Raw genomic sequence first — 23,010 nt, 5'->3', positions numbered from 1 at the left:
TCCCTGGCCGATAATAGGACACAAGGAGGAACCCATGCGTAAAGAATTCACCTTCACTTTGACTATCGACTACCCTGACACAAAACTTGAGACGTTAGTGGTGGTTTTTCTCCAGGCCATCAAAGGAGTGTTTGAGTCATTTGTTCATCAGATTTCTGTAGAAGTGGCAGAAAAAGAAATAAAAGAAGGTCGTATCACCTGTACATGCGGAGAAAAACATCACTTCATATGGAAAACAAAGCATGGAAAAAACACTGTTTTTGTTCTGATGCCCTTTGGAAAGATCACTCTTCCTCAGCTCCAAATTCAATGCAAAAAGTGTGGAAGAAAACTTTTTCTCACAAGATCTCTTCTTGGTGTAGAAAAGCGAAAAAGGCAAATCCTGAAAGATATCTACAGAGTGGCTTTAGCCGGGGCTCTTACCACCTATCGAGTGGCCGCTCGTATTCTTTCCTTCACAGGGTATAAAATAGGTCTTAGCACCCTCTGGAAAAACCTTCAAAATATTGGGAGAAAGATACATTTCAGTATCTCAGAAAAAGAAAAACCCTGTGGAGAAGCCGATGGGACGGGTATTCCTGTTCAGGGCAAGAAAAAAGGAGAAGAAGCTAAAATTCTTTTGCAGGAGAGGCAACAAGCCTCCCCATTGACAGGAAAAAATACAAGAATAGCAGGCCTTCTTGTGGATAATTACCATGCAGGTTGGGACAAACTTCTTAAGCCCATTCAAGAAAAACACTCTTTTTCTCGGTTTTTTCTTGTTGTCGATGGAGATACAGGGATTAACCAGGGCAAACATCCCGGTATCGTTTTTCAACGATGTTTGTGGCATGTAAGTTATCAATTGAAGTATTTTCTTCGTCTTGATAGAGTGAGATATCGTTCTTCTGAGTGGACAAATATTGTCGCTGAAACAGGGAAAGCCTGTTTCTTGGGGTACAAAAATGACTGGCAAACAAGACTTGGTTATCAAAGCGAGCGCAGACAGCATATTCAGAATCTTCTTGACTTATTTCACGAAAAAGGGCGCAAACATTGTTTTTATTATCTTCTTCGTGCTCAAAAAGACATGTTCGCCTGTGACAGTGAAGATGGTTTGCCAGGAACAACCTCAAGGGCAGAACGGGTGATGCGAACCATAAACCAGAGAATGGATGTAGGGGTATGGAAAAGAGAAGGGGCAACCAATGTTCTTGCTGTGCGTTTGCATTACTACTATAATCGTGATGAGGCTATCGATGGTGTCTACTGGCAGGATGTGATATAAAACATAGGGATGGTACGTACTTATTGCCCTGTTTTATGGCCTAAAAAGGGTACTTTCCCCAGAAAAAACTTGTTTATCTAAAATGTTCCCTGTATACTACAGTTGACAAAAATCTTTTGAGCCAGGGGTAACTTCTTTATCCTTTTCTCTCTCTTTCAGGTCTCCTGTTGGAAACGTAATCAAAAGAGTGAGCACAATCCCTATTCCCCCTATCCAGAGTGAAGAGAACAAAAGGCCTCCTGTGGTAAGTCCAATACTTGCTATGAATAACAAACGGCGAGTGGTGATATTCACATAACCTCCCTGATAGCAAAGAATCGTCCTTCATAATTTTCAATATAGAGAGAGATGTCGGCTACGATGTTGGTGAATTCCACCTTTTCGTATTCCCACTGGGGAAACTCCATTTCATAGTCTCTGTCTGAAGTGAGAGTGGCAAGAAAACGTCCTGAGATCACATTGAGAACCTCAAGAATGGCATCCTGGGCCTCTTTTTCTGCCACGACCTCTTTGCCGTAGAGGTTGCGAACGATTTCGTATTTCATTTCGGGAGCGAAATAGAAATAGAGTCTGCCTAAAAAAGGTTTGATTACCTGAATACTCACACACTCAAGGGTGGAGAGGCTTACCTCTTTTGGGGATTTTTCCACCTCGAGAAAGCCCATTTCTTCGATGGTACTTTTGATAGCCTCAAAGAGTTTGTCCTGAAAGGCCTGGACACTTACCATAGCCACCTCCTATCCCTTGAGAACCTTGTAGAGTTCCTGGGGGTTTATGGGTTTTTTGATCATACCTTTAACCTTGAGTTCTTGAAGGGCATCTATCAGAGGTCCAGAAAGGACACTGGAAACCACGATAACATCCTTCTGGGAAAGAACGGGATCGGCTTTCATTCTCCTGATGAAGTTTGCCCCATCCATCTTTGGCATATTGATATCGGTTACGATGAGATCAATTTCCGGATGACGATTCAAAAGGTCCAGAGCCTCAATACCGTCCCCTGCTTCGTAGAAGGTGGCTTCTGAAAGTCCAACAATCTGCAAGCATCGCTGGATGATCATCCGGGAAGTGGAAGAGTCATCGGCAATGAGAATGTGGTTATACATAACGACCTCCTACAGTTCGTATTTTTTATTCTGAGAGGACACGAGAACAATGCCCTCTCCAATGGAGAGTGAAACGGTACGGCTGATACTTCCTCCCACATCCTCGGCGACGGGAGCAAGCATATTTTGCCAGAGCAGTTTCTTGATCTCAAGGACGTTGCGTCGTCCTATGTCAAAGATCCCGTTTGGATCAAGCATCTGGGCTCCTCCAACAAGCTTGATTTCGATTTCTTTTGGTTGAATTCCCTGTTTTTGAAAAGCCTCAAGGATAATGGGTACAGCCAGATCAGCAAAATACGCGGGCTGGTTTTTGGCTTTTTCAGGATCAATAGTGGAGTTTGGGAGGGCAATATGGGCCATAGCCCCGATGTGTTTTTTCCGACAAAGGGCAATGAGGGCTACACAGGAACCAAGGGCATAGGTGGTGATGACATCCTCCGGCTTCCCACTGATGAGCCATTCTCCGATACCGATGATATGGGTCATGGGTTACCCTTCTTTTTTCGTTCTTTGACGCTTCGGATGAGGATCTGCGGGATCCTCGGGAGGGGGAGAAGCATATCCACGGCTCCCAGTTTGTAGGCTTCGTAGGGCATACCAAAAACGACACTAGTACTCTCATCCTGGGCGATGGTGAGTGCCCCATGTTGTTTCATGAGAAGAAGCCCCTGTGCCCCATCCTTTCCCATACCGGTGAGAAGAACACCAATCGCTTTTGGACCGGCTACCTGAGCTACGGACATAAAAAGCACATCCACGGAAGGGATATGGCCACTGACTCTTTCACCGGAGGAGATCTCTATGGTCCAATCCTGGCGAAGTTTCATATGATAATCCCCGGGGGCAATATAGGCGTGTCCTATCTCTATCTTTTCTCCATCGGAGGCCTCTTTGACCTTGATGGCGGTTTCTTTTTGAAGGCTTTCGGCGAACATTTTGGTAAAGGTGGGGGGCATGTGCTGGACAACAAGTATAGGTGGCATGGTCGCAGGGAGTTGCCTGAAAAGGGTAGAGAGGGCGGCTGTTCCTCCTAACGAAGCCCCGATGGCAATCACCTGGTTTGAGGCATCCTCAACGGAAGGATGGCTTTCAAACTCTTTGTCTTTCTGGGGGAGTTTGATCTGGGAGGCCCACTTGATTTTGGCGATGAGTTCGTGGAGAAAAGAGACAAGGGCGTCATTTCCCTCGGCCTTTGGTTTGGGGACTACCTCTACGGCGCCTGCCTGGAGGGCTGCCCAGGCAAGGGTTCCACCCCTATCGGTAAGGGAGGTGACCACAATCACGGGGATAGGGTATTGCGGAAGAAGTTGCTTGAGGAATATGAGACCATTCATTTTTGGCATCTCAAGATCGAGGGTCATCACATCCACGTCTGTGGTGGAGAGTTTTTCGCTGGCCTCATAGGGATCCGAAGCTACCCCCACTACCTCAATCTCAGGATCCTGGGAAAGACCTTTGGAGAGAACATCCTGGACAATCTTTGAATCATCAACGATAAAGACGCGAATTTTCTTCATGCGGCCTCCTTTTGATAAATCGCTGGCTGAATAAAGGTGAGTCCGTATTTTTCTCGTTCGATGGTTTCCGAATGTCCGATGAAAAGATACCCCCCTGGTTTGAGAACATCGACGAGATGGGAGAGGATACGTTCTTTGTGTGTTTGGTCAAAGTAGATGAGAACATTCCGGCACCAGATGATATCGAATTTGCCTCTGAAGGGATAGGTCTCTCGCATGAGGTTGAAGCGTTTGAAAAGCACCATATCCCGAATCTCTTCTTTGACCTGATAAGTGTTTTCATCTAATTGAAGGAAATATTTTCGGATAAGGAGGGGATCAAGGTTTTCAAGTCTATCGGCTACATAGATTCCCTGTTGAGCCTGTTCCAAGACCCGGAGGGAAATATCCGTTCCTAAAAGCCCCCACTCTTCTGGTCGATAGGGGGAGAAGTGTTCTCTGATGAGAATAGCCACGGTGTAGATTTCTTCTCCCGAGGAACAGCCGGCGCTCCAGATACGGATGTCCCGGTAGGGTTCATTTTTCCAGCGGGGAAGGATCTGTTGTACCATGAAATCGTAGTGGGCACTCTCTCTCATGAAATAGGTGTGGTTTGTAGTGATACGGTTGATCATTTCAGAGAGAAGGATACCACTCTCATCGCTGATAATCCTCTTGTAGAGTTCGTCAAAGGAGGTGAGGTTTTCCTGTTTGAGGAGTTGCTGGAGTCGGCTTTCCACCAGGACACGTTTTTCCGGGGGGAGGTGAATCCCCACGGTTTCATAAACAAGCTGGCTGATAAGATTGAACTCTTTGTCTGTCAGCCTGTAGAGGGTGAAAAGACTTTCCCGCTCCATCATGCCTTCCCTGCTTTTTGGATGGTTTCTATATCTTCATCGTAAATAACGCGTTCTACGTCAAGGAGGATTTTCAGCCTGTCTCCCACCTTGCCAATACCTTTGAGGTACCTTTCCTGGGCTTCAACCCCCCGGAAGTGGGGAGCTGGCTCAATGGCACTCGGCAAAATTTCCAGCACCTCCTCTACCACATCGACAATGAGACCGATGAGGGTATTTTTGAGTTCAATGACGATGATACATGTCCGGTTGTCATACTCTCGAAAAGGCATACCCAATCGGGTTCTCATGTCAACGACGGGGATGATTTTTCCGCGGAGATTAATGACCCCCTTGACATAGGACGGCATATCCGGGACCACGGCAATCTTTTGCATCTCTATGATATCCCGTACATGGGCAATGGGGATACCATAGGAGTTTTCACCTAAGGTAAAGGTGAGATACTTGTTGCTAATGGTATCTTCTTCTTCGCCCATTTCGAGGAGTTCGTCATCGTATGTCTGGTTCATGCTATCCTCCTGTTATTTGGTTTTGAAGACCTGCACCATCTGTTGCAGGCTATGGGTCTGGCCGGCAAGTTCGTTGGCTGCACTGGCGGTTTCTTCTGCGCTGGCGGCGGCTGATTGCACGGCGGTGCTGATTTGGGTCAGTCCCTGAGAGATCTGGTCAAGACCAAGGGACTGGGCCTGACTGAGTTTGCCTATCTCAAGCATCTTGGCCGACATTTCCTGGCTTCGTTTCTCTATCTGGTCAAACTTGGTGAGGCTTTGCTTGAGAACGACATCACTATTGAGAAGGTTTTGCACCGTTTCTTCTACAATCTGAGCGGTATCTTTGGCTGCCTGGGCGCTTTTGACGGCCAAGTTTCTCACCTCATCCGCAACCACGGCAAAACCTTTCCCGTACTTTCCGGCGCGGGCGGCTTCTACATTAGCATTGAGAGCCAAAAGATTGATCTGGAAAGCGATGTCATCGATGGTTTTGACGACTGCTTTGATCTGTTCCGAAGCCTCGGTGTTTTTCTTCATGGCGGCGGAAAGCTGGTTGAGCTGAAGTCTGTTTTCTTCAACCACGGCTAAGAGTTGTTTCATAATATCGATGGATTCTGTGGCATAGGCGAGATTTTGTTTGGCCTGAGCCTGAATTTCTTTGACCGAGGAGGTGATCTCTTCCACGGCTGCCGCCTGTTCCGTGGAGCCCTGGGAGAGATGCTGCGTGGCTTTCTTGAGCTGTTCTACGCTGATCATGGTCTGGTGGATGGACTCCTTGACTGCCCTGATGAGTTCACTCAGGCGTTCGGTCATGGTTTTCAGGGCAAGTCCTACGGTATCCTCTGAACTTGCAATGGGAGCCTCTTTGGTGAAATCTCCCTCTTTCAGGGCAAGGATAAAGTTCTCTTTGGTTTTGAGGGAGGCTACAATATTGGCAAACGAGGAGAGAAGCACGGCAATCTCATCCTGATATTTGTAGGCAATGTCCGGAGTGACAAACTTTCCTTTGGCAATATCCTCGGCAAGCAGCCTCACCTTCATGAGAGGAGAGAGCCACCTTCCGGAGACAAAAAGCCCCACCATCACAAGGAGAAGCATGATCACAGCAAGGGAAAGAATAACCTGAAGAGACCTGTAGAGAGGAGAGAGGATGTCTTCGGCTTTGCCGTGGACGACGATTTTCCAGTTGACATTGTAAAAGCGAATGGGAAGGACAGCCCCATACCAGTTGTTTTTGATGGCAAAGGCAAAGCCGTTTGATGTTCCCAAAGAAGCGAACGGTTTGAATTCGGGGGAGTCCCATATATTCTCTTTCAGGATACTATTGGTATTGGTATGGGTGAGATAGATGCCCTTCTCATCCACGAGGTACACCTCTGAGGAAGGGGTAATTTGAAGTCGTTTGATAACCTGTTGAACTACAGAAATCCCGAGGTCAAGGGCTATAACGCCGGCAATAACATCTTTTCTTTGCACTGGTCTGGCAAGAGAGATGATAAGATCCCCTTGAATGGCATCAATATAGGGGGAGGTGAAACTGATTCCTCCTGAGGAGGAAGCGGCAATAAACCATGGTCTTTTTGTCCAGTCGTAATCAGCTCCTGGTACCCATCCATCAGAAGAATAGAATGTTCCACCTTCTTTTGGGCCTTTTTTGGGACCTATATAGATACTTCGTGCCTCGGCGTTGGTATAGAGAGCCATGGTAGTGATGTATTTTTGATAGAGCTGTTTGTCGTTTAAGGAATGAAGCGAAAGGGCCCCTTCCGCAGCATCGAGAAGAGGGATTTTGGCGGAGAACCACCCTTCTATCTCTTTGGCCGCTGTGGAAAGCTTGGCTTCTATGTACTGTTTACCCATGTTTGTGAAGGTATTGGTCATCATGATGATGTAGGTGGTTGCCATAATCCCTAACATCACCACGATAATAAAACCCACCATTCCGATGAGTCGCCAACGAAGAGAGAAAAAGCGTTTTGAGGTATTTTGCATACAAACCTCCTAAAACTTCCCGAAGTCATCGTCGTCAAGACGGATGACCCGTTTTTTGGGCTGGGTTTCTATCTCACCCTTTGACGGTAAAGAACTTGGCTCCACAGCTCGCTCGGGAGAAAACAAAGCCTCTTGGGTTGGAGAGACGCTTATAGCGGCTATTCTAAACTGGGAGACAAGGCGCTTGAGAATACTGGACTGACTGGCAAGTTCCTCAGCTGCACTTGCGGTTTCCTCGGCACTGCTGGCTGTGGTCTGGGTGACCTGATTGATCTGGTGAATACCCTGACTGATCTGTTCCATGGACAGAAGCTGTTCCTGACTGCTGGCAGCAACCTCTTCAGCCACTTCTATAGTCTGGTGCATGTTGGTGTACATCCTCTCAATGTGAGAGGCAACTTCACTGGTGACCTCATGCCCACGGGTGATGGCTCCTACAATATCCCGTACCTTGCTTGTGGTTTCTTTGACAGAATTGGCACTCTTGACAGCGAGATTGCGGACTTCATCCGCGACCACCGCAAAACCCTTCCCATACTTTCCTGCACGGGCGGCTTCCACGTTGGCATTGAGGGCAAGAAGATTGATCTGGAAGGCTATATCATCAATCGTACGGACGATATTGTTGATTTCTGTGGCGGAGTTATTGAGGCGTTGCATGACTTCCACAAGGTTTTGCATGCTGTGTTGAGAATTTTCTGTCATCAAGAGAACCTCCTGAGAGAGGTTTCTGGCCTGAGAGGCCTTGTCGGCGTTTTGTTTCACCTGGGCGTTGATTTCAGTGAGAGCCGAGGTGATCTCTTCAATGGAGCTTGCCTGTTCATTGGCCCCCTGGGAGAGGGTTTGAGAAGCGCGGGAAAGCTGATCAGCACCTAACGAAAACTGCTCCACGGTGTTTCTCACCTCGAGGATGAGACGGGAGAGGTTCTCATGGAGTTTCTTGAGTGCAATGCCAAGTCTGTCGTGGGAGGAGGCAGGGGTGATCTCCATGGTAAAATCTGCTTCACTCATGGCGATAATCTCCTTTTCTCGCTGGCTGACATAGGTGTAGAGATGCTGAAAGGCTTCCGCCAGTTTTTCAATCTCTCCTCCCAATTTTTCCCAGCGGGGATCTATCTGCACATCGAAGTTCCCCTCTCCAATCTTTTTGGCTTCTGTGGACATGTCAATGAGGGGAGAAGTGATTTGTCCGTGAATGAGGCGCTGGATAATGAAAACAAGAATCACAATCACCATGGCAAACAGGGCTATCTGGAGAAGAAGGGTCCTCTGGGTTTTCACGGTGTGTCGAGAGGCTTCGGCTATGGTAGCCTCTATATCGTCCACATAGAGCCCTGTCCCGAGTACCCAGCCGTAAGGTTCAAAGAGTTTACTATAGCCTCTTTTGGGAAGGGGGTTGGTCTCTCCCTGACGGGGGAAGTAATAGTCCAGATATCCTCCTCCTTGCAGAGCTAATTTGCGTAGTTCCTGGATGATATACGTTCCTTTTGCATCCTGAAGGTTATTGCGGTTTGAACCCTCGACGTCCTTTCTTCCGTAGAGTACCACATTGTTTCCCTGGAGGTCGTCAGCCCAGAAGTATTCTTTGCCATTGTCTCCATAGCGGAGGTCTCTTAAAAGATCGGCAGCGAGTTTTTTTCCCTGGTCTTCTGTGAGTTCACCGGCCTGGACCTTTTTGTAAACAGCCGAGAGGAGACTGTGGGCTGTCTGGACCTGAAAACGGATCATCTGATCGTATCGTGTATAGAGGTTTTCTCTGGTTTGTTTGACGTCCGTATTGAGATCACGCCAATATTGCGTGATGATGATTATAAGAAGAATAATAGTAATGGCAAAATAACTTCCAGAGAAAAGCCAGAGACGTGTTTTGATTGATGCTTTCATAACGACCTCCTATTCAAACATTCTTCTTGACAGGCCCTTGACATCCACAATGAAACCAATCTGGCCTTCGTTGAGGATAGAACAGCCTATCATTCCTTCGATCCTTCCAATGAAGTCTGAGAGAGATTTGACCACCACCTGCTGGGAAGAGATGATTTCGTCGACGGCTATGGTCATCTTCCGTTCCTGAGAACTGACCACGATGAGGATCCTCTGGGGGAGTGGGGTGGGGTTTGGCTGGTGGTAAAAGACGTCTTCAAGATCTAAAACAGGGAGAATCTCTCCTCGGAGGTTGATGAGAAGGGAGTTGGCCTCGCCCCTGGTGATCTGGCTTTGCTGGGGTTTGAAAAACTCCACAATGTCGGCAAGGGGAATAATAAACAAAGCCTGTCCGATACGGCATACCACTCCATCGAGAATAGCCATGGTGAGGGGGATTTTCATGGTGATGGTAGTGCCCTCGTTGGGGTAGGTGAGGATATCCACCTGACCACGGAGTTTTTCGATATTTTTGATCACCACATCCATGCCCACTCCACGACCCGAGATATCTGTGACCTCATCCTTGGTCGAAAAGCCGGGCAAAAAGATGAGTTTCCACACCTCATTGTCTGTCATGTCTTCGGGAGATTTGTGGAGAAGTCCCTTTGCCTGGGCTTTGGCAAGGATCTTTTCTCTACTAAGTCCTCGCCCGTCATCTCGTACCGATATCCAGATTTCGTTTCCCTGGTACTGGGCTGAGAGTTCTACTAAGCCCCGTTCTGGTTTGCCTTTCTGGCGACGTTCTTCCGGACTTTCTATCCCGTGGTCAATGGCATTGCGGAGAAGATGAACTAAGGGATCGGCAATCTGGTCAATGAGGTTCTTGTCAATTTCGTTTTCCTGACCGATGATACGAAGTTCAATAGATTTGTCAAACTTTCGGGAGAGATCACGAACAAGCCGATGCATTCTCATAAACAGCCCCTCAAGGGGAACCATCCGGACTTCCATCGTTACTTCTTGAAGTTCACGGGAGATTTTGGTGAGGTGGGATATGGCTTTCTGGAGGTTATCGTCCTGGATGTTTTTGACCATGGGATGGTGAAGTACCATGGCCTCAGCATTGATGAGTTCTCCCATGAGATCAAAGAGCCTGTCAAGCCGGCTTGCATCCACACGGATTTCCCTCTTCTGAAGCCCAAGGGGGCTCGTGTCTGTCATGCCGGCCTGTTTTTTGAGGGCCTGATTGACCTCTTCTTCACTCACCACGCCTTTTTCGATGAGGATTTCTCCGATGGGTTTTTCTTTTTCAAGGAGGGCTTCTTCGACGGTTTCTCTATCAGCCGCCCCCATCTCTACTAAGATTTCTCCGAGGGGTTTGTAGGTCTTTTCGGTTTCTTTTTCTTCTTTTCCTAAAGAAGATAAATCCCGCCTGATATAGTCAATACCTCGCAGAAGAATGTTGGTTACCGCAGGGGTAAAGGGCATGCTGTTATTGCGAAGGCTATCGAGGATGTTTTCAAGCGTTTCTGCCTGACGGGCAATCCTTTCAAAAGTGAGAAAACTGGCATTGCCTTTTATGGTATGAATAGAACGGAAAATAGCCTGGATGAGATCAGTTTTGTTTTCCGCGTTTTCTAACGAGAGAACATGTTGTTCGGCTTCATCAAGGAGTTCTGTGGTTTCACTCCGGAAACGTTCTACCATTTCAGGGGTGATGAGGTTATCAAGACGGACACGGGAAAAATCAATCTCTTGTGGTGGGGCTTTTTCTTCTTCAGCTTTTGCAGGGGGAGAAGGAGGAGGAGAAACCTGTTCTTCTTTCTGAGGAGGAGAGCTTTCGGCGAGAGGGCTTTCGTTGAAAGCTTCTTGAGAAGTAGGCTCCTGGAGAGGGGCTTCTTCAAATCCCTCACTCAGGGCAACCACCTCTTCTTCGATGAGTGGAGAGGGTACGGGTGTTTCTTCGGAAGAGGGGGAAGAGATTTCCTCTTCGTTCTCAGAACCAGAAACAGGGGCTTCAGGAGAAGGTGGGGGCGTTTCAGGCTGAGGGACAAAGGAAGTTTCTTCAGAGGATTTTTCACTCAGGACCTCTGAAGGAGAAAGGAGGGTTTCTTCGAGGGAAGCTTCCTCTTCGATATCTTCTTCCACAGGGATTTCTTCGGCAATGGGGATTTCCTCTTCGATAAAGGCAAAGGTGTTTTCCTCTGTTGGGATTTCTTCTGATTGGGGAGTTACTTCTTCTAACGAAGGAGGTGAAGAGGCCGTTTCCTCTTCAGAGGAGAGTGAAGATTCTTTTTGAAGAGGCTCGGGAGAGGAGGCGGTTTCAGGGGGAGAGGGTGGGGGTGAATTTTCCAGCTCTGCCATCTTTTTCAGGTGTTTTGTACTGGCCTGGGAGATTTCTTCTATCATGAGATTGACCTCTCCCTCAAATCCCTCGTCCGTGAGGTTGGCGGCCACATTGTCAAGGAGTTGACGGAGAAAATCCATGGCTTTGTAGATGAGATCAACATCCTCGGCTGAGGGTTTGATGCCTGTTTTCCGGAAGATGTCCAGAAGACTCTCGGCTTCGTGGGTAAGGTTTTTGATATTTTCAAAGTTGAGGTAACCAGCTGACCCCTTGAGGGAGTGGAAGAGCCTGAAAAGGGTCTGAACAATCTGTTCGTGGTAGGCTTCCTGAATGTGGGGAAGCTGGTTCTCAGCCTCCTCTAAACGCTCATAGCCTTCAGAGACGAAGGCATCGATAATCTCTTTCATTTCCGGATCGTAGGGCATAGTACCCCCCTTGGCCCGTAGGCCTAATTTTCCAAGGACTTCATCATCTCATAAAGGTTATCATAGGCTTTTTTGAGGTCCTGGTAGGCTTCTTTCAGTTTTCGGTAGTCTATCTGGTTCTCTCCACTGGCTTCTTGTTCGATTTGTCTGATCATGGAGAGGAGTTCGTCAAAATTGAGTGGTTTAGCCAAAAAGCCGTACGCATGGTTGTTGATACAGGCGATGGCTGTTTCCACATCACCATATGCCGTCATGATAATCACAGGGCATTTAGGGCTGTGTTCCCTCACCCTTTTGAGGACATCGATGCCATTCATCTCCGGCATACGTATATCACTAATAACCACATCAAAAGGCTCAGAAACAAACCTCTGAATAGCATTGAGAGGATTGGTTTCTGTGACCACATCATACCCTCCTGGTAACAAAGCCTCCCTGATATCCTCGAGAATGCCCTCATCATCATCGATAACTAAAAGGCGCATACCCTCCCCCTGTTGCGTTTGCTTAAGCATATATTTTTCGGCAACGTAAGGGAAAAAACTTGATAGAGATGGAAAAAAGAAGGAATTGATTTTTTTTTTGGTAAATCTTTATAATGGACTGAAAATAGTAGTATCTGTTTGCGGGGAGGTAAATCATGAAATCGTTTTCTATTGAAAATTTTGGACCGATTGATAGAGTAGATATTCAGTGTGGGGATTTAACAGTATTTGTTGGTGAACAGGCTATGGGTAAAAGTATAACTCTTGAAATAGTGAAATTGATAGAAGATGCGGGATATATTCATCATCGGATGGAAACCTTTGGATTTGATTGTTCCATACCGGAGAAATTTTTTTCTCATTACTTCGGTATGGGAAAAGATAAAATGTGGAGAGAAGATACAAAAATTTTCGTGGATAAAAAACCTCTTTTTATGAAAGAGATTTTTGAACGGAAAAAGAGTAGAGAGATGAAAAATTTTTATATTCCTGCGCAACGAGTTCTTGTAATTGATAAAGGATGGCCTACACCATTTCAGGCTTTTGATTCTATTTACTCTTTTGTGACAAGAGAATTCAGTGAAAATATTCGTTCATTTATGGATATGACTTTTGTAGAAGATGGAGGAAAAATATTTCCTCAAACTAATAGGCTTCGTCAGGAATTGCGGGAGAGTATTGACAAAACCATTTTTCATGGACAAACAGTCCATCTCTCATCCTCTTTTCAAAATAGAAAAATGCTTCTTCTTAAAGTGGCGGATGGTACAGAGTTGCCGATTACCACCTGGTCTACCGGTCAGAGGGAATTTATTCCCTTATTGTTTGGGATTTATTATTGTTTGCCTCCAGCAAAGAGTACAAAAAAGGATAAGATAAAATCCATCATTATTGAAGAGCCTGAGATGGGGTTACATCCTTCAGCCATTGTTAGTGTGATGTTGCTTGTGATGGAACTTTTGAATAGAGGATATAAGCTTTTTTTGTCTACTCATTCACAGGCTGTTCTGGATATTGTTTGGGTTTTGAGAGAGATAAAAAAAAGAAATGCGGATATACGTTACTTTTATGAACTTTTTGGGCTGAAGAAGACACCATATACTATGGAATTGGCAGAAAGTATTAAAAAGAAAACTATGAGGGTAAATTACTTCAAGCCTTCTGAAGAGGGAATTGTCTCTCTGGACATTTCTTCTCTTGATCCTGGAAGTGAATATGAGGAGATCTGGGGATGGGGAGGACTTTCTTCTTTTAGTGGAAAAGCAGCGGAGATTGTAGGAGCAATAGCCAAAGATAAGATGATTTCCGGTAAATAATTACCCAAAAGAGAATGGAGAAATTTGTATGAGTAGATGCCAAATTCTTTGGAATCATAGAATAGTAGGGAAATATACCCAAAAAGGTTTGAGAGCCACGAAAAAGTGAGACCTTTGCACGAATGTGTAAAGGTCTCAAGAAAGTAATAAAAAGCAAAAAGTAGTATAAAAATATTTCTTTACATAATAAAGAAGCCTATTTTTTGTATAAAAAGAGACAAATAAGCCCTTGTGAACAGAAAAAGCGGGGTTTCAGGGGCGTAGCCCCTGACCCAAACAGGGGAAGAAAACACCCGTGCAAGGCTCTCAAAGTGCAAAAATTTTTTTGGAGGTGGTGCCTTTTGTGTACCTCAATGCAGTGTTGATATAGATAGTGCTTACAAACAAACAGAGCCAGAGGAGAATCGCTGGGATTATTATGTGTATGTTTTGGAGAAAAATTCTGAAATGGCTTTTTTTCTTGAACCACATTCCTGTACTCCCAAGGATGTGGATGTGATATTGAAAAAATATAAATGGCTTAAAGGAAAACTTGGTAGAGAATTATCTGATATGATTTCAGATATTTCTGAAGATAATATCAAGTACTACTGGATTCCCATCGGGGGAAATGATATTCCTAAACATGTACCCCAATACCGTCGTCTTTGTATAGAGTCTCCTATTGTTATTGCCAAAAAATTCTCCTGAGGCAATAAAAAATTTCGGTGAGATGCTTAAGTAAGGAAGGGATATGGACATTTATGAGACCTTTGCACGAATGTGTAAAGGTCTCAAGAAAGTAATAAAAAGCAAAAAGTAGTATAAAAATATTTCTTTACATAATAAAGAAGCCTATTTTTTGTATAAAAAGAGACAAATAAGCCCTTGTGAACAGAAAAAGCGGGGTTTCAGGGGCGTAGCCCCTGACCCAGATAGGGGAAGAAAACACCCGTGCAAGGGTCTTATTTATGTGAGGTTCTTATTATAGTTCCTTAAGCTTTTTTCTTTTTTTCCGATATCCTGAAATAGGAAAAAAAGAACGGGAGGAGGATACCATGCTTTTTGGGACAAATAATGATTTTGGCAAAAAGATGGAAATCTTCCGCATGAGTCTTCAGGCGACGGCTCTTCGTCGTCAGGTGATTGCGGACAATATAGCCAATGCGGATACTCCCTTTTTCAAACGATCGGAAGTGACGTTTGAATCTCAGCTCAAACGGGCGCTTGACTCAGAACGCAAGGAAGAGTTTCCAGCTCTTCTCACCGACAAACGCCACATGGCTTTTGAAGAGTATATTGACTACCGCACGGTGAAACCCCAGGTGCGGATAGAATACGATTCCAACTACCGTAACGACAAGAACAATGTGGATATTGACAAAGAGATGACAGATGCGACCAAGAATGCTATGCAGTACAATGCCCTTCTTGAGGCATATTCTCGCAATATCAAGATTCTTGATACGGTGATGAGGTAATTAAGGAGGCTTTATGGGAATGTTTGATGTTCTCAATATCAGCGGAAGCGGGCTTACCGCGCAGAGACTTCGCCTCGATGTGATTGCCAACAATATTGCCAACGCGACTTCGACCAGAACTACGGAGGGAGGACCTTTCCAGCGTTCTCGTGTGGTTCTCCGGCCCATCAATGATAGACTGAACTTCAAATCTCACCTTCTTCCTGATGCTTTAGAACCCGGTCCTGGTCAGGGAGTGCGGGTACTCAAGATTGAAAAGGATGAAAAACCACCACGAATGGTGTATGATCCTACCCATCCCGATGCCATCAAATCAGGAAAATGGAAGGGGTATGTGATGTATCCCAATGTGAATATCGTTGAGGAAATGGTAGACATGATCTCCGCTAACCGCAGCTATGAGGCTAACGTGACCATGATCAATTCGGCCCGGCAGATGTTCGAGAAGGCTTTGTCTCTTGGGAAATAGCCGGTGAATAGGGAAATGAGAAGCCGTTTTCTATGAAAAAAGAAGGTTGCCATGAGAAAAGAAAAAAATTTTTTCAAAAAAATGCCTAAAATACTTGCAAAATCTCAAATTTATGTCATAATAGAATAGTAGTAGTTTTTTGGCTACTACTGCGGGAGGAGGTTTCTATGCAGATCTATTCGAGGTTGGACGTGGCCGGGAATCAGGTGAGTATGGTTCGTACGAGTAAACAGCACTTTGATGATCGAGGCCGTATTACCCAGTCCAGTGATGATCCCGTAGCGCCTTTTGCTCAGGTTCTTTTCAATGCGGTAGAAAACGTGAACGCCCTTCAACAAAATGCTGATGAGCTTGAGGAAAAAATGGCTGTTTCGCCGGAAGAGGTGGACATCCATGAGGTAATGATAGCCTCGGAAAAGGCCAGGCTTGGGATTACGTTCATGAAGACTATTATTGACAAGGCTATTCGTGCCTATAATGATCTGGTAACCATGAGATAAAAAAGCCCATAAGGGCAGGGAGGGGAAGATGCCAAATTTTGCGGAGATTTTCAAAAAACTTGTTGAAATCTTCAAAAAACTCACCATGGTCCAAAAGATTCTTGTTGGGGCTGTGGCGGTGGGCATTGTAGGAGGGCTCATTGCCATTTCCTCCTTTTCTACACAGTCTACCTATTCGCTTCTCTACAAATCACCCCTTTCTCCGGAGGAATATGCCCGTGTTACCAAGAAGCTTGCGGAATGGAATGTCAAGTTTGAAACCAAAGACGACAAATACATCCTTGTGGCTGATGAAAAGGAGAGTCGGACCCTTCGTATGCGATTGGGGCAGGAGGGAATTATTCCCCAGAATGTGAAGGGCTGGGAACTTTTTGATGTCCAGAGTTTTACCACGACGGATTTTGAACGCAATGTCAATCTTCAGCGTGCTCTGATAGGAGAGATGGTCAAGCATCTCAAAACCCTCTCTGATATTGAGGACGTGAGTATTCAGATTTCCTTCCCCAAAGAGACCCTGTACACAGAAAATGATGTGCCGGTGACGGCTTCGGTGACCATTACTCCATCGGCGTATTCTGATATTGCTGAGAACAAGGCAAAGGTCAATGGCATTGTGCAGTTGATTGCCAAGGGTATCCCCGGGCTCAAACCAGAGAATATTGTCGTTGTGGATAATCGCGGTAATGTGCTTTCGGATCTTCTTGTTCCCAATGATCTCTCTGATAGTGTGAGGCTTGCCCGTGAACAGATGAAGATCAAGGAGAGAGAAAGGGCTCTGCTTGTGGCCCGTGTTCTGAATGCGCTCAAGCGCTCTATCCCTGAAGAGAGGCTTCTCATCAATGCCGATATAGAATTTGACTGGACCAAGATGAAAAAGCAGGCTGAGAAGATTATTCCGATTGAGGTGAGACCGGATAACCCTGAAACACCGTACGATGAATCTGAGGTGATGGTAAATGTTCCCATCAGTGAAAAGAAGACGACGGAGGATTTCAAGGGTCCTGCGTATATTCCTGAGGGTCCTGCTGGGGTGGAAAACAATGTGCCACCTGGTTTGAAGGACAAGATTGATCGTTTCACCCATTATCAGAAAAACGAGAATATTGTCAACTACCAGAATAGCAAGGAAAATGTCCAGGAGGAAAAGGCCCCATACGAGATTAAACGGATTTCGGTGGCTGTGGCTATTGATGGGGTATGGCGTATCATCCGTACCGATGCGGGTGATGAGGTGATTACCAACGGAGGGCGGATTGCCCGTGAATATATACCCGTTTCTGATGAGGAAATACGGAGTTATGAAGCCTGGGTCAAGGCGGCTGTTGGGTATGATGCCCGACGAAGAGATGAGGTGGTTGTCCGGCATATTCCTTTTGATCATACCAAGGAGTTTGAAGCGGAGGATGCCAAGATCCGTAACCGCATCAGACTCAGAAGAACGTTGATTGCTTCGATTATTGTTCTCTTTGTGCTCTTTATCGGGACGCTCATCTATCGGGCTATTGCGAGGGAACTCGAGAGACGTCGTCGTCTCAGAGAAGAAGAACTTGCTCGTCAGCAACAGGCTATGCGTGAGGCGGCACTCCGGGCTGCAGAAGAAGAAGCAGCAACGGTGGAACTCTCTATCGAAGAGAAGGCTCGTATGGAACTGCTTGAAAATGCGATCAATGTGGCGCGTGAACGACCTGAGGATGTGGCCCGTCTGATTCGTACGTGGCTTGCTGAGGAATAAATAGGGAAGGGAGGGGAGTATGGCAGAGGAAAAAACCTTGGCCACAAAGAAGGACGAAGGGAAAAAAACCACAACCGCCGCTGGAAAAGCAACTACCCCGGGAAAGCGGGATAAAAAGAAACCCCTCACCGGTCGGGAAAAGGCCGCTATTTTTCTCGTGTCGATCGGTCCTGAGGTGTCGGCTGAGATTTTCAAACACCTGAAAGAAGACGAGGTTGAGGAACTCACCTTTGAGATTGCCCGTATAGACAAGGTGGATCCTGAGGACAGGGATGCGGTACTTATGGAGTTCCAGGAACTCATGATGGCTCAGGACTTTATCATCAATGGTGGTGTGGATTATGCCCGTGAGGTTCTAGAACGTGCCCTTGGTACCCAGAAAGCGGTGGATATTATCAACCGTCTTACCTCTTCTCTTCAGACCAAGCCCTTTGATTTTATTAGGCGAGCGGATCCGGCGCATCTTATCAACTTCATTCAGAATGAACACCCGCAGACGATTGCTCTCATTCTCTCCTACCTTGATCCACAGAAAGCCGCAAGTATTCTCAGTGCCCTTCCTCATGAGATTCAGGCGGATGTGGCAAAGCGTATTGCTACCATGGATAGAACCTCACCGGAAATTTTGCGTGAGGTAGAACGGGTGCTTGAGCGCAGGCTTTCTACCTTGGCAAGCGAAGACTTCACCCAGGCTGGTGGTATTGATGCGGTGGTGGCCATTCTCAATAGTTCTGATAGAACCACAGAACGCAATATTATTGAGGCGCTTGAGGAAGACGATCCAGATCTTGCCGAAGAAATTAAGAAGAAGATGTTTGTCTTTGAGGATATTGTGACCCTTGATGATCGTTCTATCCAGAAGGTGCTTCGCCATGTGGAGAATAATGACCTTGCCAAGGCTCTTAAGGCTGTGGATGCTGAAGTTCAGGACAAAGTTTTCCGAAATATGTCTAAGAGAGCCGCACAAATGCTCAAAGAGGATATGGAGTATATGGGTCCTATCCGCTTGAAAGACGTGGAAGAAGCCCAGCAGAAGATTGTGAATATCATTCGCAAACTCGAAGAGCAGGGTGAGGTGGTGCTCTCCAGAAATGCCGAGGACGAGATTATCGTCTAACGGAAAGGAGATACTATGAAGGATTCCTCTCTTGAATACAGACTCCGTGTGCTTCGTGAAGGGCAGTACCGGATCGAGTCCAATCGTTATATTCTTGAGGCACCGAGGGTTTTTAAGAAAACAAGAGAGCAGGAGATTGATGAGTCCCTTCAGCGTATTGAGAGTTTGAAGGAGGAGATCCGTTCTCTTGAGAATGAAATCAATACCAAGATAGAAAAGAGTGAACGCACTGCTGAGGAGATTGTTGAAAAAGCCGAACTGGAAGCAGAACGGATTGTCAAAGAAGCAGAAAAAGCGGCCTTTGATCGGGTGCAAAAGTCTCTTGAGGATCAGGAAAGGATTATCGAAGAGAAACGACGAGAAGCAGAGGGGATTTTGGCTGAGGCAAGGCAGGAGGCGGAGAAGATTCTTGTTGCAGCCCAGGAAGAGGCTCAGCGTATTCGTCAGGAAGCTCAGAAGGAAGGTTTTGCGAGGGGACACGAGGAAGGCTTTGCGGAAGGGCGTGAAGAGCTGAGAACCATGGTAGAAAGGCTCAAGCAGGTTATCTATGCCACCATTCAGGAACGGGAGAAGATCCTTGTTCATAGTGAGCAACAGATTCTGAATCTCATTCTCACCATGGTGAAAAAAGTGGTGAAAAGGCTTACTGTTGAAGAGCAGAATGTGGTGCTCAATAATGCCAAGGAGGCCCTTTCTTTAGTTCGGGGGGCCATGCGGGTCTATATCCATGTGAATCCAGAGGATTATAACTTTACCGTTCAGCACAAAGAGGAGCTTATTCGTATGATTGAGGGGATGCCGGAGGTGAAGTTCTTTGAAAATCCGGCGGTGGATAGAGGGGGAGTGCTTATTGAAACGGATATTGGTGAAGTGGACGCTACTATCGCTACGCAGCTTGAGGAACTTGAGAATAAGATTCAATTCTATGTTCCAGCCCGTGTAAAAACCAAAGGGCTTGATGAGATTGTTCGTACAGAACAGGCTCCTGCTGAACCAAAAGAAGAAAAAGAGATCATGCTCCAATGAAGGCCGTCTATAGTGGAGTTTCTGTTCCTGAGTCTCTTTTAGAGGGGGACATTGTTCTTCATAGTGAGGATATCTATTTCAAGTATGAGCAGGCGCTTGAAAGGGTTGTGCCTGTAAAAACCATCGGTCGTGTTGTCAATGTCGTGGGCTTGACGATTGAAGCCAATGGACCTTTTGGGGCTATTGGAGATGTCTGCTGGGTTGAAACAGGAGATGGCAGTCGGGTAAGGGCCGAGATTGCTGGTTTCAGGGACAAGCGTACCATCATTATGCCCCTTGGCGAAATCCGGGGTATTTCTCCCGGGATGCGAGTGGTCAACACGCGACGCAAGCTTGAGGTGACGGTGGGAAAGGAGGTCCTTGGAAGAATCCTTGGTGGTGATGGGGAACCTATTGATGGCAAGGGGTATATTCAGGCCCCCTTGATGTATCCTGTGGATCGTCATCCTCCGAGTGCCTACGAGCGGCGTCGTATCCAGGAAGTGATGGTCACAGGGGTGAGAGCAATTGATGGGCTTCTCACCGTGGGCAAGGGACAGCGTATAGGTATATTCTCTGGAAGCGGGGTGGGAAAATCTACCCTTCTTGGGATGATTGCCAGGAATACCTTGGCGGATGTGAATGTGATAGCCCTGATCGGAGAACGAGGAAGGGAAGTTCGTGAGTTTATTGAGAGGGATCTTGGAGAAGAGGGTTTGAAACGCTCTGTGGTGGTGGTGGTAACGTCTGATGAACCGCCCATGCTTCGGATTCGGGGAGCGTATGTGGCAACGGCTATAGCGGAGTATTTCCGGGATCAGGGTCTTGATGTGATGTTTATGATGGACTCTGTGACGCGATTTGCCATGGCTCAGCGAGAGGTGGGGCTTGCGGTGGGAGAGGTACCGGCAACCAAGGGGTACACCCCAAGCGTCTTTTCCACCCTTCCAAAGCTTTTGGAAAGGACAGGAACATCGGAGAAGGGTTCTATTACCGCCTTTTATACGGTTCTGGTAGAAGGAGACGATGTAAATGAACCGATTTCTGATACGGTGAGAGGGATTTTGGACGGCCATATTGTGCTTTCACGGCAGCTAGCTCAGAAAAATCACTACCCCGCGATTGATGTTCTTGCCAGTGTGAGTCGACTCATGGTTGATATCGCTTCTGAGGAGCATAAACTTCTTGCGGCCAAGATCAAAGAGCTTTTGGCCACCTATCGCGAGGCTGAGGATCTCATTCGTATTGGGGCTTATGTGAGGGGAAGCGATCCAAAGATTGATGAGGCTCTTTTGCGTATTTCGGCTATTGAAAATTTCCTTCGGCAGGGTATTTTTGAGAAGGTCTCGTTTGAAGAGATGATGTCCCATTTGCAGCGGATCCTCATGGAAGGTCGAAAGACAAGACCGCCCTTTCGTCCTTGATTATCCTACGGCTACCGAGATGAGAAAGCCCACATAGGTCACCACAAGAAGTAAACCGATGATTTTCGTGGCAAGGAGAAGGGTGGCACGTTTCTGTTTGGAGAGGGTTTCAGTGTCGTAGATTTTTTGTTTCTCTTTCCATACGGTGTGGCGCCACCAGAAAAGAAGGGCAAGGCTTGTGATGATGACGACAAAAGTATAAAAAAGAGGCAGGGAAGTGGCCAAGAACCACAAAAAGACAACAATCACAGCCTCTGCGAGTATGATAAGCCCAAAAAGCCAGAGTCTCTGGATCATATATCCTCCGCATGTTTTTTTCTTTTTGTTTCTATGATAAATGGTGAGATGAGGGGCATCTGTTCTCCTTTGAGAGAAGAGAGAAGAAGCCATCCTGCAAAAGAAATACTCTGTTGTCGTATGTCCCCCCGGTTGCCGGAAAAATAGCAGTGGAAGAGAGTGGTTTCCTCTGGTGTGGACAGGCCTATAAAGACGGTTCCCACGGGTTTTTCAGGGCTTCCTCCCTGTGGTCCAGCAATACCGGTGACAGCCATGGCATAAAAGGGGGAGAAAATTTTTCGTACTCCCTTGAGCATGGCATCGCACGTTTCAAAGCTAACGGCACCGCAGGAGGCGAGGGTTTCTGGAGCCACACCTAAAAGACGGATTTTGACTTCATTGGCATAGGCTATGACCCCGCCTAAAAAGGTGCGAGAACTCCCGGCAATATCGGTAAGGGCACTCCCTATACCGCCACCGGTGCAGGATTCGGCAACGGCTATGGTTTTGTCCTGTTGGGTAGCCAGGAGAATAATCTCTTGCCAGGGAGGAAAAGGAAGCGATGTTGTGTTCATATAATTTTCCTTGGAGAATAGTGTAGCGAAAAGAGGGGAAAAAAGCAATTCTTTACGGCTTTGAAAGAGTGGGCTTTTGGGTGAGGAGGGAGTCGTCTTCTTCCTTTCGTTTTTGCTGAAACATGGTAATAGCAGAATTCTTCATCTTTGCAAAAAGCCTTGCTTGCGAATCTTTTCCGAAAAACTTGCTTTTTTTTTCTTTTTGCATTATAATATGACGTATTTTAGAGAAATGGAGGAAAAGAATGGCTCGTCGGTGTGATATTTGTGGCAAAGGTCCTGTGTATGGCAATAATATCTCCCATTCGCATAGAAAGACGCGAACTCGCTGGGAGCCCAATCTCAAAGAGATGAAGGTCTCTGTTGGGGGAAAGACGGTTCGTATGAAAGTATGTATGAGCTGTCTCCATGCCGGTAAGGCTGATAAGTTTCTCCAGTCTTAAAGAAAGGTGCGAAGGGCCTGTTGAAAAACAGGCCTTTTTTGTTGTCTGGAAGTTTTTAGCTATGTTGTTCCACATTCATACAGAATGGTTATCTTCACACAAAAACTGAATACTCGTTTTACCATCTTGAGACCTTTGCACGAATGTGCGAAGGTCTCAAAAAAGTAATAAAGAAACAAAAATTAGTATCAAAATATTCCGTGCTGTAATAAATAAACCAATTTTTTTGAATAAAAAAGACAAACCGGCCCTTGTAAACAGAAAAAACGGGGAAGAGGGGCATAGCCCCTGACCCAGAGAGGGGAAGAAAACACCCGTGCAAGGGTCTCGTTTCGTATGTGGAACGACAAGCTATGCG

General features: G+C 46.3%; 24 protein-coding genes. 11 read left to right on the top strand and 13 right to left on the bottom strand.

Translation table 11 applies throughout. From position 1 onward, the window contains the following. Positions 1 to 34: 34 nt before the first annotated feature. Positions 35 to 1,267, top strand: coding sequence for a hypothetical protein (locus BREVNS_RS01175; RefSeq protein ID WP_483426076.1), 1,233 nt, complete (start codon positions 35 to 37; stop codon positions 1,265 to 1,267). A 96-nt stretch (positions 1,268 to 1,363) separates the two neighbouring features. Here the strand turns inward: BREVNS_RS01175 and BREVNS_RS01170 are convergent, their stop codons facing one another. Genes BREVNS_RS01170 through BREVNS_RS01120 form a run of 11 tightly spaced genes read right to left on the bottom strand, consistent with a single transcriptional unit; the run spans position 1,364 to position 12,335 of the window. Then, positions 1,364 to 1,561, bottom strand: a complete 198-nt coding sequence (locus BREVNS_RS01170; protein WP_483427248.1) for a hypothetical protein — start codon at positions 1,559 to 1,561, stop codon at positions 1,364 to 1,366. After that, positions 1,558 to 1,995: a chemotaxis protein CheX gene (locus tag BREVNS_RS01165; RefSeq protein WP_483427247.1), complete on the bottom strand. Its 438-nt coding sequence runs from the start codon at positions 1,993 to 1,995 to the stop codon at positions 1,558 to 1,560. The genes BREVNS_RS01170 and BREVNS_RS01165 overlap by 4 nt, the downstream gene beginning before the upstream one ends. 9 nt (positions 1,996 to 2,004) lie before the next feature. Next, complete coding sequence (locus tag BREVNS_RS01160) at positions 2,005 to 2,373, bottom strand: response regulator (protein ID WP_483427246.1); 369 nt, start codon at positions 2,371 to 2,373, stop codon at positions 2,005 to 2,007. A gap of 9 nt (positions 2,374 to 2,382) precedes the next feature. Continuing rightward, the gene (locus tag BREVNS_RS01155) at positions 2,383 to 2,859 is read right to left on the bottom strand and encodes a chemotaxis protein CheD (RefSeq protein WP_483427245.1); all 477 of its coding nucleotides are present in this window, start codon (positions 2,857 to 2,859) and stop codon (positions 2,383 to 2,385) included. Beyond that, positions 2,856 to 3,890 (bottom strand): protein-glutamate methylesterase/protein-glutamine glutaminase, encoded by a 1,035-nt coding sequence (locus tag BREVNS_RS01150; protein ID WP_483427244.1) that lies wholly within the window; start codon positions 3,888 to 3,890, stop codon positions 2,856 to 2,858. The genes BREVNS_RS01155 and BREVNS_RS01150 overlap by 4 nt, the downstream gene beginning before the upstream one ends. Continuing rightward, positions 3,887 to 4,726 carry a CheR family methyltransferase gene (locus BREVNS_RS01145; protein WP_483427243.1) on the bottom strand — a complete coding sequence of 280 codons (840 nt, stop codon included), beginning with the start codon at positions 4,724 to 4,726 and terminating at the stop codon, positions 3,887 to 3,889. Before BREVNS_RS01145 ends, BREVNS_RS01150 begins: the two co-directional genes overlap by 4 nt. Beyond that, positions 4,726 to 5,238 carry a chemotaxis protein CheW gene (locus tag BREVNS_RS01140; protein ID WP_483427242.1) on the bottom strand — a complete coding sequence of 171 codons (513 nt, stop codon included), beginning with the start codon at positions 5,236 to 5,238 and terminating at the stop codon, positions 4,726 to 4,728. Before BREVNS_RS01140 ends, BREVNS_RS01145 begins: the two co-directional genes overlap by 1 nt. A gap of 12 nt (positions 5,239 to 5,250) precedes the next feature. Then, positions 5,251 to 7,212 (bottom strand): methyl-accepting chemotaxis protein, encoded by a 1,962-nt coding sequence (locus tag BREVNS_RS01135; protein ID WP_483427241.1) that lies wholly within the window; start codon positions 7,210 to 7,212, stop codon positions 5,251 to 5,253. Between the two features lie 9 nt (positions 7,213 to 7,221). Next, positions 7,222 to 9,096: a methyl-accepting chemotaxis protein gene (locus BREVNS_RS01130; RefSeq protein WP_483427240.1), complete on the bottom strand. Its 1,875-nt coding sequence runs from the start codon at positions 9,094 to 9,096 to the stop codon at positions 7,222 to 7,224. Positions 9,097 to 9,105: 9 nt separating this feature from the next. Further along, positions 9,106 to 11,850, bottom strand: coding sequence for a chemotaxis protein CheA (locus tag BREVNS_RS01125; RefSeq protein ID WP_483427239.1), 2,745 nt, complete (start codon positions 11,848 to 11,850; stop codon positions 9,106 to 9,108). A gap of 23 nt (positions 11,851 to 11,873) precedes the next feature. Next, positions 11,874 to 12,335: a response regulator gene (locus tag BREVNS_RS01120; protein ID WP_483427238.1), complete on the bottom strand. Its 462-nt coding sequence runs from the start codon at positions 12,333 to 12,335 to the stop codon at positions 11,874 to 11,876. Between the two features lie 155 nt (positions 12,336 to 12,490). Between BREVNS_RS01120 and BREVNS_RS01115 the strand changes: the two genes are divergently transcribed. From BREVNS_RS01115 to fliI, 9 genes are all read left to right on the top strand, one after another. After that, the gene (locus BREVNS_RS01115; protein ID WP_483427237.1) at positions 12,491 to 13,651 is read left to right on the top strand and encodes an AAA family ATPase; all 1,161 of its coding nucleotides are present in this window, start codon (positions 12,491 to 12,493) and stop codon (positions 13,649 to 13,651) included. A 552-nt stretch (positions 13,652 to 14,203) separates the two neighbouring features. Continuing rightward, on the top strand, positions 14,204 to 14,341 hold the full coding sequence (locus BREVNS_RS01110) for a hypothetical protein (RefSeq protein ID WP_483427236.1): 138 nt from the start codon (positions 14,204 to 14,206) through the stop codon (positions 14,339 to 14,341). 347 nt (positions 14,342 to 14,688) lie between these two features. Then, positions 14,689 to 15,111, top strand: a complete 423-nt coding sequence (gene flgB, locus BREVNS_RS01105) for a flagellar basal body rod protein FlgB (protein WP_483427235.1) — start codon at positions 14,689 to 14,691, stop codon at positions 15,109 to 15,111. 13 nt (positions 15,112 to 15,124) lie between these two features. Further along, entirely contained in the window at positions 15,125 to 15,580 is a 456-nt protein-coding gene (gene flgC, locus BREVNS_RS01100) for a flagellar basal body rod protein FlgC (RefSeq protein ID WP_483427234.1), read from the top strand. A 167-nt stretch (positions 15,581 to 15,747) separates the two neighbouring features. Next, a complete protein-coding gene (gene fliE, locus BREVNS_RS01095) occupies positions 15,748 to 16,080 on the top strand; it encodes a flagellar hook-basal body complex protein FliE (protein ID WP_483427233.1) in 333 nt (110 codons plus the stop codon). 28 nt (positions 16,081 to 16,108) lie between these two features. Further along, entirely contained in the window at positions 16,109 to 17,812 is a 1,704-nt protein-coding gene (gene fliF, locus BREVNS_RS01090) for a flagellar basal-body MS-ring/collar protein FliF (RefSeq protein WP_483427232.1), read from the top strand. Between the two features lie 19 nt (positions 17,813 to 17,831). Beyond that, complete coding sequence (fliG, locus tag BREVNS_RS01085) at positions 17,832 to 18,929, top strand: flagellar motor switch protein FliG (RefSeq protein WP_483427231.1); 1,098 nt, start codon at positions 17,832 to 17,834, stop codon at positions 18,927 to 18,929. 15 nt (positions 18,930 to 18,944) lie between these two features. Beyond that, a complete protein-coding gene (fliH, locus tag BREVNS_RS01080; protein ID WP_483427230.1) occupies positions 18,945 to 19,955 on the top strand; it encodes a flagellar assembly protein FliH in 1,011 nt (336 codons plus the stop codon). Beyond that, a complete protein-coding gene (gene fliI / locus BREVNS_RS01075) occupies positions 19,952 to 21,358 on the top strand; it encodes a flagellar protein export ATPase FliI (protein ID WP_483427229.1) in 1,407 nt (468 codons plus the stop codon). The genes fliH and fliI overlap by 4 nt, the downstream gene beginning before the upstream one ends. Here fliI and BREVNS_RS01070 read toward each other — a convergent pair whose 3' ends face one another. Both BREVNS_RS01070 and BREVNS_RS01065 read right to left on the bottom strand, forming a co-directional pair. After that, positions 21,359 to 21,655, bottom strand: coding sequence for a hypothetical protein (locus BREVNS_RS01070; RefSeq protein ID WP_483427228.1), 297 nt, complete (start codon positions 21,653 to 21,655; stop codon positions 21,359 to 21,361). Further along, a complete protein-coding gene (locus tag BREVNS_RS01065) occupies positions 21,652 to 22,209 on the bottom strand; it encodes a CinA family protein (RefSeq protein ID WP_483427227.1) in 558 nt (185 codons plus the stop codon). Before BREVNS_RS01065 ends, BREVNS_RS01070 begins: the two co-directional genes overlap by 4 nt. 245 nt (positions 22,210 to 22,454) lie before the next feature. Here BREVNS_RS01065 and rpmB point away from each other — a divergent pair, with 245 nt between their 5' ends. After that, positions 22,455 to 22,652, top strand: a complete 198-nt coding sequence (gene rpmB / locus BREVNS_RS01060) for a 50S ribosomal protein L28 (RefSeq protein WP_483427226.1) — start codon at positions 22,455 to 22,457, stop codon at positions 22,650 to 22,652. The last annotated feature ends 358 nt before the right edge of the window (positions 22,653 to 23,010 follow it).

Source organism: Longinema margulisiae, from assembly GCF_025266855.1.
Classification (GTDB): Bacteria; Spirochaetota; Brevinematia; order Brevinematales; family Thermospiraceae; genus Thermospira.
The sequence above is the reverse complement of the archived record's forward strand: the minus strand, read 5'-3'. Positions and strand labels throughout refer to the sequence as shown.

What these genes read in the sequence shown, in the direction of transcription:
- BREVNS_RS01175 (WP_483426076.1), top strand. Translation starts at nt 35, where the DNA reads ATGCGTAAAGAATTCACCTTCACTTTGACTATCGACTACCCTGACACA.
- BREVNS_RS01165 (WP_483427247.1), bottom strand. Translation starts at nt 1,995, where the DNA reads ATGGTAAGTGTCCAGGCCTTTCAGGACAAACTCTTTGAGGCTATCAAA.
- BREVNS_RS01160 (WP_483427246.1), bottom strand. Translation starts at nt 2,373, where the DNA reads ATGTATAACCACATTCTCATTGCCGATGACTCTTCCACTTCCCGGATG.
- BREVNS_RS01155 (WP_483427245.1), bottom strand. Translation starts at nt 2,859, where the DNA reads ATGACCCATATCATCGGTATCGGAGAATGGCTCATCAGTGGGAAGCCG.
- BREVNS_RS01150 (WP_483427244.1), bottom strand. Translation starts at nt 3,890, where the DNA reads ATGAAGAAAATTCGCGTCTTTATCGTTGATGATTCAAAGATTGTCCAG.
- BREVNS_RS01145 (WP_483427243.1), bottom strand. Translation starts at nt 4,726, where the DNA reads ATGGAGCGGGAAAGTCTTTTCACCCTCTACAGGCTGACAGACAAAGAG.
- BREVNS_RS01140 (WP_483427242.1), bottom strand. Translation starts at nt 5,238, where the DNA reads ATGAACCAGACATACGATGACGAACTCCTCGAAATGGGCGAAGAAGAA.
- BREVNS_RS01135 (WP_483427241.1), bottom strand. Translation starts at nt 7,212, where the DNA reads ATGCAAAATACCTCAAAACGCTTTTTCTCTCTTCGTTGGCGACTCATC.
- BREVNS_RS01130 (WP_483427240.1), bottom strand. Translation starts at nt 9,096, where the DNA reads ATGAAAGCATCAATCAAAACACGTCTCTGGCTTTTCTCTGGAAGTTAT.
- BREVNS_RS01125 (WP_483427239.1), bottom strand. Translation starts at nt 11,850, where the DNA reads ATGCCCTACGATCCGGAAATGAAAGAGATTATCGATGCCTTCGTCTCT.
- BREVNS_RS01120 (WP_483427238.1), bottom strand. Translation starts at nt 12,335, where the DNA reads ATGCGCCTTTTAGTTATCGATGATGATGAGGGCATTCTCGAGGATATC.
- BREVNS_RS01115 (WP_483427237.1), top strand. Translation starts at nt 12,491, where the DNA reads ATGAAATCGTTTTCTATTGAAAATTTTGGACCGATTGATAGAGTAGAT.
- BREVNS_RS01110 (WP_483427236.1), top strand. Translation starts at nt 14,204, where the DNA reads ATGATTTCAGATATTTCTGAAGATAATATCAAGTACTACTGGATTCCC.
- flgB (WP_483427235.1), top strand. Translation starts at nt 14,689, where the DNA reads ATGCTTTTTGGGACAAATAATGATTTTGGCAAAAAGATGGAAATCTTC.
- flgC (WP_483427234.1), top strand. Translation starts at nt 15,125, where the DNA reads ATGGGAATGTTTGATGTTCTCAATATCAGCGGAAGCGGGCTTACCGCG.
- fliE (WP_483427233.1), top strand. Translation starts at nt 15,748, where the DNA reads ATGCAGATCTATTCGAGGTTGGACGTGGCCGGGAATCAGGTGAGTATG.
- fliF (WP_483427232.1), top strand. Translation starts at nt 16,109, where the DNA reads ATGCCAAATTTTGCGGAGATTTTCAAAAAACTTGTTGAAATCTTCAAA.
- fliG (WP_483427231.1), top strand. Translation starts at nt 17,832, where the DNA reads ATGGCAGAGGAAAAAACCTTGGCCACAAAGAAGGACGAAGGGAAAAAA.
- fliH (WP_483427230.1), top strand. Translation starts at nt 18,945, where the DNA reads ATGAAGGATTCCTCTCTTGAATACAGACTCCGTGTGCTTCGTGAAGGG.
- fliI (WP_483427229.1), top strand. Translation starts at nt 19,952, where the DNA reads ATGAAGGCCGTCTATAGTGGAGTTTCTGTTCCTGAGTCTCTTTTAGAG.
- BREVNS_RS01070 (WP_483427228.1), bottom strand. Translation starts at nt 21,655, where the DNA reads ATGATCCAGAGACTCTGGCTTTTTGGGCTTATCATACTCGCAGAGGCT.
- BREVNS_RS01065 (WP_483427227.1), bottom strand. Translation starts at nt 22,209, where the DNA reads ATGAACACAACATCGCTTCCTTTTCCTCCCTGGCAAGAGATTATTCTC.
- rpmB (WP_483427226.1), top strand. Translation starts at nt 22,455, where the DNA reads ATGGCTCGTCGGTGTGATATTTGTGGCAAAGGTCCTGTGTATGGCAAT.